The organism is Pontibacter sp. BAB1700, assembly GCF_000277005.1.
GTDB lineage: Bacteria > Bacteroidota > Bacteroidia > Cytophagales > Hymenobacteraceae > Pontibacter > Pontibacter lucknowensis.
In genome coordinates this window covers 19671-30907 of the sequence record NZ_AKIS01000131.1, presented here as the reverse complement: position 1 = coordinate 30907, position 11237 = coordinate 19671, and the positions used below count along the sequence as shown (strand labels likewise).

Here is an 11237-nt window from a genome sequence, read left to right as displayed (position 1 = left end):
TATTTGAAAGTTTTATTTGCTTAATTTTAAGAATATCAAAATATTAGAACCACTCATGAGGCACAAGGCTGTCACTTTACTTGTAGTTACTTTCTTTAGTCTGACAGCACTTAACTTATCCTCAGAAGATCAGCTGCCGTCAAACACCAAAGTTGATAAGCTGGTCATTTATAAATCTCAAAGGAAGCTAATGGCTTATTCAAAAGGCCGGCTAATAAAAATATATTCTATCGCCTTAGGAGGATCCCCTATTGGTCATAAGAAGTACGAAGGAGACATGAAGACGCCTGAAGGCTCCTATTCAATCAACGACAAGAACCCCAACAGTGCCTATCATAAGAATCTAGGCATATCCTACCCTAATGCTGATGACATTGCCTACGCAAAGAAGCTTGGCAAATCACCCGGTGGTGCAATTAAGATTCACGGACTTCGGAACGGAACTGGCCTTATTGGGAAGCTGCATCGATGGGTAGACTGGACCCAAGGCTGTATAGCTGTGACTAATGGAGAGATTGACGAATTGTATAGAGCTGTGGCTGTAGGCACCCCAATTATGATCCACCCATAAGTGAAAAGCTCTAGGTGTTTCTAGATAGATGCCTACAATTAAAGAATAGGGTCGCACTATTTACCAAAGAGCTTATCTATCTTATATATCCTTGCCCTAGACCTGTATTCATCAAGGTTAAATAACATAAAATCATCATATTTATTGCTTGCATTTACTAAATCCTCTTCAGTGATTTTAATCCTACGAGCATAATAAAATGGGTATCCAAGATCTAAAAGGGTTTCTGATGGATGTGCTGAACTAATTTCAGCCAAGTATTCGGCTGTATACAATGTGGAATAATCATAGGCAATGACAAAGAACTCTCCAGTGCTAATACTCCTCAAAAAAAGGCTCAAATGATAATGGCATACAGCACCCGTATCATAGTCATGGATGGCACAGATCATCAGGTCACTGAAAGCATGTCCCTTCAACACCATATCAACTTCTGAGTCTCTATACAATAGTACATCTGAAGTTAGGATAAATCCCGGTTGATATTTGCATGTATCGCCCTCTATAAGGAGTCCACCAGTTTTGCGATACATGCAATTCTCCCACTCGAAGATTGTATAGTCACGCACATACTTTTCGTTGCCACATAGGCTTTTACTACCCCCAAACATGTCAGAGGTGAACTGAGGTTGTGGATGGAATATATCTACTTCCAAATAATATTGAGGGTCGAACAGCTTATCGGCTCCACTCAGGGTTGATGTTGGTGCACCTTTTATCATTTTTGTATTTTGTTTGTGTTATACAGATTATATAAAGTGCAGAACCAAAAGTTTTAAGCTAGTGAGGATTTTTTTGACTTCTTGACTGTGTAGGTGTGGAACCGGCATAGATCAGTTCATTGACACTTGACAGGATTGCTTTAAGCAATGAACTTTAGCATGCAGTGCAGAATGGAGTTTACTTCACAAGCTTCAACCTGAAAATTTAACTGGAAAAGATGTTCCCTTGTATAAATTTTTAAAGAAATGCAGAAGCGGACATGTAGAACAAAATACTTCACGTGTAGAACAGTTTGTTCTACATGCGTGAGGCCATAAAATAAAAAACCCTCTTAGCGTTAAACTAAGAGGGTTTTTTCGTACTTAAACCGTGATCCCGTTTGGATTGGAACCTGAAAGACAGCACTAAATTTGTTATTTTTAGTCTTCATTAAAAATATTAACATGAAAGTGTGCGTCGATCGGAATACAACACCCATGTGATAAACATCAACCCAAAGAGGAATGCTAAGGAACTGCTATCTTTCCTTTTTTGCCGTATATTAGTAGACTTCTGAAAGAAACATTTGTTACGAATCCTGTTACAAATCAACATAACTAACTGATAATCATGAACAATTACTTTCTGCATCGGAAAGTAGACCAGAAAATACTTGACCATACCTTCAATGCCTGATTACCAGCTGTAATCAGGCATTTTTCTATTACTGACACATGCTTTTAAACTAACCGTCCTGGCTTTAGATAGCTCACATATAACAGGGCGGCACTCCATATAAAAGCGGTAAAAGGTATGAATTCTTTTTAACCTTATTCAATCATGCTGATTTAGGTATAGCCTCCTTTGCAACTACTGTAAAAATTCATATCATTACGTAGCATTTTTCTCTAAAATCAATGCAAAGGAGCCATTTTAAAAGTATACTCCAACCAACCAATTTTTGCCCTTCTTCTACCTATACTATGAATATAAGACACCCCCACCCCACACCACTTCGGCACCTGCTCCGACTCTGTGTATGGCTGTTTTTACTTTGCGTGTTCAGTTGCCGAAGCAAGAGCGATGAATTGCGGCTGCAAAGCAAGAATTTTGAGCAGGAAATCGCCCGGGAACAAAACCTGGTCTTCCTATTTGACAAAGACCTGGTAGGCGATTCGCTTTTGAACCAATGGGATACAATTCCATACCTGACCATCACGCCAAGGGTGGACGGCAAGTATAAATGGACGGCTCCTAACGAACTGGTGTTCTCACCAGACAAACCCTTTGCCCCTACTACGAATTATAAAGCGGAGCTAACAGAAAATCTGCTACGCCACACAACTGAAAAGTATAAGATACCCGCCGGTCAGGGCCTAACTTTCCATACCCCCTACCTCCGGCTGCATCAGGTAAAAAGCTATTGGGTGACAAATGAGAACAATCCGAACCAGCTCGAGGCCAGTTTACAGCTCGACTTTAACTATCCGGTGCTTTTCCAGGAATTACGGGAACATCTAAAAGTATATGCAGGAAATAAAGAGCTACCCATAGAGCTGGCCAGCGGTAACCGAGACAATGTGACCATTCGGGTTAAAAATGTGGCAGGACAAGAGGATAAAGAGATCCCGCTGCGACTGCACATTGCCAAGGGGCCTGAGCGTGGCAGGAAGCACCTCTCAAACTGACCAGACCATAGAACGGGATGTACTCTTGCCAAGCCGCCAGCGTATGATGGTAGCCGAGGTGGTGACCGCATTGGAAGAAGGCCAGGAGCGCATCTATATCCTTACCACGCAGCCTGTTACCAATAGCAACATCAGCAACCTGATCGAAGTTAGCCCGCGCCGGGAGTATACGGTGGAGCGCCTGCAAAACGGTTTGGTACTGAAAGGTAACTTCAACCAGAACAGCACCTATACCCTCACCCTCTCCGGTGACCTGGCAGGTATGGCCGGAAAGCCGATGGGCCAGCCTTACCGGCACAGCGTCACGTTTGCCTCAACGCAACCAAGCATCAGTTTTGCCAACGGAAAGAGTATATACCTCAGCAGCCAGGGTGCCCGCAACATCGCCCTCAACCTGAGCAACGTGCCGCGCATAAAAGTGAGCATCAGCAAGTTATACGAAAACAACATTCTGCACTATCTGCGCGAGGGTAAAATGTATGACGGCTACTACGACGAGGAAACGGAAGAGTACTACTCCAGCTCCTACTACGATGTGAACGAAAACAACGGCAACACACTTTTCGAGCGCGAGTACAACACCGAAAGCCTGCGCAAGCAAGGCAGCTCCTACCTGCTCAACCTCAACCTGCACGACCTCGACTTCGATAGCCAGTTCAAAGGATTGTATGTGATCACCGTGGCCAGCACTGATAAAAACTGGCTGAAGGATTCCAAAATTGTGTCGGTGTCGGATATTGGTTTGATCGCCAAGCAGGGCAAGGACGAAGTAGTGGTATTTGCCAATTCCATTCGCGAGGCCAGCACCCTGGACGGGGTTGAAATTTGCTTTATCAGCACCAACAACCAGGTGGTGCACAAAGCCACGACTGACAAGGATGGGGTGGCCCGGTTCAGCAACACCGGCACAGCAGCACCTGATTTTAAGATCGGCATGATCACGGCCCGCAAAGGTGACGACTTCAATTACATGCCCTATAGCCAGACCCAGGTGAATACCTCCCGCTTTGAAGTAGGTGGCAAACGCCTGACCGATCTGAACTACGACGCCTTCATCTATGGAGATCGCGATCTCTACCGCCCCGGCGACACCATTCATGTCAACACGGTGGTGCGCACGCCGGACTGGAAAACGGTGGCAGGCTTGCCTATTAAAGTGAAACTGCTCTTACCCAACGGCAAAGAGTACCGTAGCACCAAAGGCAAATTGAACAACCAAGGCGCCAGCGAAACCAGTTTCATCCTGAACGGAGCTGCTGTCACGGGTACTTATACCCTGGAGGTATACTCCGGCAACGATGTACTGCTGAACGCAAAGAAGATAGGTGTAGAAGAGTTTATGCCCGACCGTCTGAAGGTGACGGCTGTCCTCAACAAAAGCACTTACAATGCCGGCGAGAAGCTTGTACTTAACCTGACGGCGCAGAACCTGTTCGGCCCCCCGGCCGCTAACCGCAACTACGAAACGCAGCTCAGCCTCAAAAAGAAAACCTTTGAGGCCAAGCGCTACCCAGATTATACTTTTGATATCCATACCTCCGGCTCCATCAACATCCAGACCAGCACCCGCCAGGGAGAAACCGACGCGCAGGGCAAAGGGCAGGAAACTTTTGAGCTGGAGAACTTCAAAGATATCGGCTTACTGGACGGTTCACTTTATACCACTGTTTTCGATGAAACCGGCCGACCAGTAAACCGCCTCAACAAGTTTGACGTGAGTACGCAGCAGGCTTTTTACGGTATCCGGAACTTTGATGACTATGTGAGTACCCGCAGCGCACTCAACATTCCGCTAATTGCCCTCGATCGCACTGGTTCACCGGTTAAGACCACAGCCAGAGTGCAACTCGTGCGCTATACCTACGAATCGGTGATTGCTCGTCATAGCGACGAGTACAGCTACAGGTCGCAGCGCAGAGAGCAGGTCATCATTAATCAGGATATGCAAATACCTGCCAATGGCGCTGTGTTCAATTTCACCCCTGTTACTTCCGGGCAGTATGAAATTCGGGTGATGCGTCCGGGCGCCTACAACTACGTGGCGCAGGAGTTCTATGCCTACGGCTGGGGCGATACCGAAAGCACCTCCTTTGCCGTGAACACCGAGGGCGAAGTAGATATATCACTCGACAAAGAAAAATACGAGGTAGGCGACCAGGCTAAAGTTTTGTTCAAGTCTCCATTTGCCGGGAAGATTCTGGTGACGGTGGAACAGAACAAAGTGCTGAGCTACTACTACCTCAAGACCGACAAAAAAGCCGCTTCGCTTACCCTGCCGATCAAAGACGAACACCTACCAACAGCCTACATTACCGCCATTGCCCTGCGCCAGGTTAAGGACAACCAGATGCCACTGACCATTGCCCGTGGATTTAAACCCCTTAGTGTTACCAGGAAGAGCACGCAGTTGTCTGTTGCCATACAGGCACCCGAAGCGTCCCGCTCCAGCCGTGTGCAACAGGTGAAGGTGAAAACGGCGCCAAACGCTGAAGTGACCCTGGCCGTGGTGGATGAAGGCATTCTGCAGATAAAGGATTACCAAACACCTGACCCGCATGGCTTCTTCTACCAGAAGCGGGCGCTGGAAGTGACGGGCTATGACCTGTACCCCTTCCTGTTCCCGGAACTTGGCAACCGCTCCAGCACTGGCGGCGACGGTTACGATTTGGCAAAACGCATCAATCCGCTCACCAGCAAACGGGTAAAGCTCGTGTCGCTGTGGAGCGGGCAGTTAAAGGCAAATGCCAGCGGCGAGGCAGCCGTAAACGTGCGTATACCTAAGTTCTCGGGGGCGGTGCGCATTATGGCCGTGGCCTATAAGGACAATGCCTTCGGCTCATCCGAAAAGATGATGCGGGTGTCAGATCCGGTGGTGATCAGCACGGCCCTGCCTCGTTTTGTGAGTCCGCGCGATACCATCCTGGTGCCGGTTACGCTCAGCAATACCACCACGACCAAAGCCACAGCCGCCAGCACCATCGCCGTGACAGGCCCGCTGCGTGTAGTAGGAGAAACCAGGAAATCAGCAGGTATAAATCCGAACACCGAGGCGCAGGTAACTTACAAATTAGTAGCTACTCCTGCCATCGGGCAGGCTACTGTGAAAGTGACGGTCAATGCCCTGAACGAGTCTTTTGTCAGCAACACCGATATCACGGTACGCCCTATCGCACCACTGACCAAAGTAGTGGATGCTGGCAGCGTGAAAGACGGCGCCACAGCCGACATCAAACTGGCCAACGACTTTATACCTTCGTCGGTGTCGGCCAAGCTGGTGGTGAGCCGTTCTCCGCTAGCACAGTTTACGGATGACATTACCTTCCTGCTGCGCTACCCGCATGGTTGCCTGGAGCAGACTACTTCCACGGCTTTCCCGCTGCTCTACTACACTGACCTGGCCCGTTCGCTGCAACAGGACAACAAGAGCCGCAGCTTCAACCCGAACTACCTGGTGCAGGAGGCTATCACCAAAATTGAGCTGATGCAGCAATATGACGGCGGATTTACTTACTGGCCCGGCGGCACCTACACCGACTGGTGGAGCAGCACCTATGCCACGCACTTTTTACTGGAGGCGAAGAAGGCGGGCTTCCCGATAACGCAGGAAGTGCTGGATAAAGCCGTGCGCTACCTGCAACAGAAGGTAAAAGGCAAGGCCATGGAAGAATACCGTTACTACGATGTCAGCCGCCAGGTGAAGAGCAAGTACATCGCCGCCCGCGAAACCACTTACTCGCTCTACGTACTCAGCATCGCGGGCACGGTGGATTGGTCTACCATGAACTACTACAAAGCCAAACCGGAATTGCTGTCGCTGGATGCCCGCTACCTGCTGGCCAGCACCTACGCCCTGAACGGCAGCCGCGAAAGCTTCAACCAGATCCTGCCCCGCTCCTTTGCCGGCGAAACCTCTGTACGTGCCCTCGGCGGCAGCTTCTACTCACCCATCCGTGACATGGCGATCTCGCTGAACAGTTTGATTGAAGCTGACCCGGACAACCCGCAGGTCGGCACACTGGCCCGACATTTATCTGATGAGCTGCGCTCGAAGCGGTGGTACAACACCCAGGAACGTGCTTTTGCGCTGATGGCTTTGGGTAAGCTGTCGAGCAGGAACCAGGGCAACCAAACGGCGCAGGTATACCAGAACGGAAAGCAGATCGGCACCTTCTCCGGTAACGACCTGACGCTGACCAATAACATCAGCAGCGGCCCGATCAGTATTCGAAGTAAGGGAACAGGCACTGCCTATTATTTCTGGGAACTGGAAGGCATCAGCCAGAGCGGCGACGTGAAGCGCGAAGACAATTACCTGAAAGTACGCAAAACCTTCTTCGACCGCAATGGCAGAGAAATCACTGACAATACCTTCCGGCAAAACGATCTGGTGGTAGTGCGTGTGGAGCTGCAGTCGCTGGACGGCAGAAGCATGCCTAACATCGCCATCACCGACATGCTGCCAGCCGGTTTTGAGATAGAAAACCGCGCCTGATGACAGCCCGTGAGTTCGGCTGGATAGAAGCGCAAAAACCTGCTACCCCGGATCATATCGACATCCGCGACGACAGGATCAACCTCTACGCCACCGCCAAGCCAGAGCCGCAGTACTTTTTCTACCAGGTACGTGCCGTGTCGAAGGGGACGTTTCAGTTAGGGCCGATCGGGGCTGATGCGATGTATAATGCAGAGTATCATAGCTACTCGGGGGGTGGGGTTGTGAGAGTGAGGTGAGTTTGGGAGTTGAGGAGTTTGAGAGTTTAGGAGTGGATTTCTGCACACACCACTGGTACGCATTGAAAGACATCCTTGTCCCTTGAGCTATGGAACAGATCACCTGTACCAAGTGCACTTAATGACACTCCACTGTTCGAGTGTTCAGCGAGTTTGGAGGGTCTTGACTTTTTGTCTTACTTTTTGTATCAAGACAAAAAGTAAGGCCCGCCCGGCCAGGGCAGGCGATGAAACAACTCGGCTTGCTATACCTGAATAGCCGCCGCTACGCTAGCAAGAGCAGTTATACCTGGGCCAGAGGCCCCACCATAGTAGACACGAGCGAGGACGCTCGCGCCATGAATTGAAAACCAGTACTAACCTAAATGTCAACACAAAACATAACCTATACCCTACCCCGACGGCTGCTCACTTACAGCAAGCCCTGGCTCCGGTATACGCTACACCTTGTGTTGCTGCTTTGCCTGACCTTTGCCCTTCTCAACCACCTCTACCCCCTCAAAGTAAACATATCCTATTCCCCTGTGATCACCGCTTCGGATGGCAGTGTAATCAATGCTTTTCTGAGCCGGGATGATAAGTGGCGTATGCAGCTGGAGCCGGACGAGATCAACCCGGTCCTGAAAAAGGCGGTGCTGCTGAAGGAGGATAGGTATTTTTACTATCACCCCGGCGTCAACCCCTTTGCCATTAGCAGAGCCTTTGCCAATAACCTGCTGCAAAACAAAAAAACCTCAGGCGCCTCTACCATTACCATGCAGGTGGCACGGCTGCTTTACCCGCAAAAGCGTACCTATGCCAACAAGCTGTACGAGATGTTTCGGGCACTGCAGCTGGAGTGGTATTACAGCAAAGACGAAATCCTGCAGCTTTACCTGGATCTGGTGCCATTTGGTGGAAATATTGAAGGCGTAAAGGCAGCCTCTGTGCTTTATTTTCAGCAGTCACCCAGGCAGTTGAGTCTGGCGCAGGCGGTCACGCTGACGGTTATACCTAACAAACCCTCTTCGCTGCGCATTGGGGAGCAGAATGAGCGGATCGTGGAGTTCCGGAACAAGTGGTTGCGCTTCTACCAGGAGCAAGGGGCTTTCCCGGCACCGGAAATTGAGGATGCTTTGCTGGAGCCGCTGGAAGCTCGCAGGCAACAGGCTCCCAAGGTGGCCCCGCACTTCGCCTACCGTATGTTCCGCAGGTATAAAAACCACCCGATCGTCAAAACCACGCTTAACCGACAGGTACAGGAAAAGGTGGAGCAACTGGCATATAACTACATGCAGCGGCTGCGCTACCAGAACATCCACAATGCAGCCGTGCTGGTGATCAACAACCAGACCCGGGCTGTTGAAGCCTACCTGGGATCAGCTGATTTCAATGACTTTGCGCACCACGGGCAGGTGGACGGAGTAAGAGCAGTCCGCTCCCCTGGCAGTACCTTAAAGCCATTCCTCTACGCTGCGGCTTTCGACAAAGGTCTGCTTACACCTAAAACCATGATTACCGATGTACCTGTAGATTATGCCGGGTACCGTCCGCAGAACTATTTTGGCAACTACAATGGCAATGTGACCATAGCGCATGCCCTGGCTACTTCGCTCAATGTGCCGGCGGTGAAAGTGCTCGACCAGTTGGGCGTCTATACCTTTGTGCAGAAACTGAAGCAGGCGGAGTTTTCGGAGATGAAACGCAAGGGCAACCAACTGGGTCTGTCTCTGATCTTGGGAGGGTGTGATGTGAAACTGGAAGAGCTGACTTTACTCTATTCCGCTTTTGCAAACCAGGGCAGGTATAGCCACATCAGATGGTTACAGGAAGACACAACAGAACAGGAAACTCAACTATTATCGCCGGGAGCTGCTTACATGACGAATCAGATTCTGACACAACTCACCCGTCCTGACCTGCCGCACAATGCGCACAACAGTCCGAACCTGCCCAAGATCGCCTGGAAAACCGGCACCTCCTATGGGCGCAAGGATGCCTGGAGCATCGGCTACAACAAGAAGTACACGGTGGGCGTGTGGGTAGGCAATTTCTCCGGCGAAGGGGTGCCCGAACTCAATGGCACCGACTCAGCCACTCCCCTGCTTTTCGACATCTTTAACAGCATCGACTACAACTCCACCGCCGGGTGGTTTCAGCAACCAAAGGGCATTGGTTTAAGAGCGGTGTGTGCCGAAAGCGGCAGCCCGGCCAACAGTTTCTGCCGAAACCAGGTGCTGGATACGTTCATCCCCGGCATCTCCTCTACCCGGAAGTGCAGCCACCTGAAACGCATTGCTGTTTCTGAGGACAAAAAGCACAGCTATTGCACCAGCTGCCAGCCAGCGACAGGATTTGTGCAGCAGCTATACCCGAACCATGCTCCGGAACTGCTTACCTTTTTTGATGCAGAGCGGATTCCCTATACGCCAATTCCGGCGCACAACCCCAGTTGCAGCCGCATTTTTAAGGAGTATGCTCCCATTATTACTTCTCCGGCTGCTGGTATGGAGTACTTCATGGAACAGGAAGAACGTCAGCAACTGATGCTGCATAGCAATGCCCACAACGAGGTGAAGCAGGTATACTGGTACATCAACGACAAGTTTCTCAAAGCCACAGCCGCCAACGAAAAAGTGTTTTTTGAGCCGAAAAAGGCCGGCAGGTATAAGATCTCCTGCACCGATGACCAGGGAAGGAACACGGATAGTTATATTACCGTGAAGTTTCTATAGGCCGCAGCAAATCAATCTTCAATGGCTTCTATACCTTGTTGCTTTAGCTGCTCGAGGTGGTCTTTCATCGCTTTTAGTTGCTCCGCGGGATGCCCCTGCCAGTTCGTCACTTCTCCGGTTACCCGAAGCGGACTCCGGGTGCGGTAAGATTTTGTCGGATTGCCGGGGTATTTCTTATCCGTCAGATTGGGGTCATCTTCTATCGTACCGGTTGGCTCTACTGTATAAATCCTGCCCCGGCCTTCCCCCTGAGCAAGTTCAGCTCCCCAAATAGCGGCGTCCATGGTGGCAGTCAGATAGACATAAGCCGCTTTCTTCCGCTTCCCGTAATTTGAATTGAAGCCGGGCTCAATCAAATCTCCAGGCTTTAGGTTAGCCTTCGTGCCATGGTAGAATAGTACTGAACCCTGATTCTCCATTTCCTCACTGTTTACTGATTTCATCTTCAATTATTCTTTGTAATTGCTTCTCACAAAATATGATTGGTCTACGTTAGAAAATACATGTATAAGCCCGCCAACTGCGGTAAGTATACAGGCTTTTACGGCCTATTAGCTTCTCTTTACATTAATCTAATATAAGAAAATTATCAGCTATTAAAATCTGGGAAGGCCGGATTTCGCCATAGGCCGTCCAACTCTCTCTATCCCTTCATTTCTTCCTGATAACACATCATAAAAAAGCCTGCCTTATACTGTAATAAGCTACTCTATTAGCACCAACACGCATTCTATATTTTACTATATTGGGAGTCTTGATCAATTACCAGCTGAAAGCACAGCCTGTGTTTTGTTTCAGGCAACTAACTGGCTACTAAACCAGCATCGCATC

Annotated in this window: 7 protein-coding genes; 5 read left to right on the top strand and 2 right to left on the bottom strand. The window is 49.6% G+C overall.

Annotated features, from left to right (window positions below; genetic code table 11):
* Positions 1–55: 55 nt before the first annotated feature.
* Positions 56–571, top strand: coding sequence for a murein L,D-transpeptidase family protein (locus O71_RS15480; protein WP_040574404.1), 516 nt, complete (start codon positions 56–58; stop codon positions 569–571).
* A 56-nt stretch (positions 572–627) separates the two neighbouring features.
* Here O71_RS15480 and O71_RS15475 read toward each other — a convergent pair whose 3' ends face one another.
* Positions 628–1293, bottom strand: coding sequence for a hypothetical protein (locus tag O71_RS15475; protein WP_007658501.1), 666 nt, complete (start codon positions 1291–1293; stop codon positions 628–630).
* A gap of 963 nt (positions 1294–2256) precedes the next feature.
* Between O71_RS15475 and O71_RS23405 the strand changes: the two genes are divergently transcribed.
* The 4 genes from O71_RS23405 (at position 2257) to pbpC (ending at position 10406) form a co-directional block, all read left to right on the top strand.
* Positions 2257–2961 (top strand): hypothetical protein, encoded by a 705-nt coding sequence (locus O71_RS23405; protein WP_155800949.1) that lies wholly within the window; start codon positions 2257–2259, stop codon positions 2959–2961.
* Entirely contained in the window at positions 2936–7453 is a 4518-nt protein-coding gene (locus tag O71_RS15470) for an alpha-2-macroglobulin (protein WP_192811694.1), read from the top strand. Before O71_RS23405 ends, O71_RS15470 begins: the two co-directional genes overlap by 26 nt.
* Positions 7453–7692 (top strand): hypothetical protein, encoded by a 240-nt coding sequence (locus O71_RS26595; protein ID WP_051017786.1) that lies wholly within the window; start codon positions 7453–7455, stop codon positions 7690–7692. The genes O71_RS15470 and O71_RS26595 overlap by 1 nt, the downstream gene beginning before the upstream one ends.
* A gap of 365 nt (positions 7693–8057) precedes the next feature.
* The gene (gene pbpC / locus O71_RS15465; RefSeq protein ID WP_007658499.1) at positions 8058–10406 is read left to right on the top strand and encodes a penicillin-binding protein 1C; all 2349 of its coding nucleotides are present in this window, start codon (positions 8058–8060) and stop codon (positions 10404–10406) included.
* 11 nt (positions 10407–10417) lie between these two features.
* Here the strand turns inward: pbpC and arr are convergent, their stop codons facing one another.
* Positions 10418–10849 (bottom strand): NAD(+)--rifampin ADP-ribosyltransferase, encoded by a 432-nt coding sequence (arr, locus tag O71_RS15460; RefSeq protein ID WP_007658497.1) that lies wholly within the window; start codon positions 10847–10849, stop codon positions 10418–10420.
* Between the last annotated feature and the right edge of the window lie 388 nt (positions 10850–11237).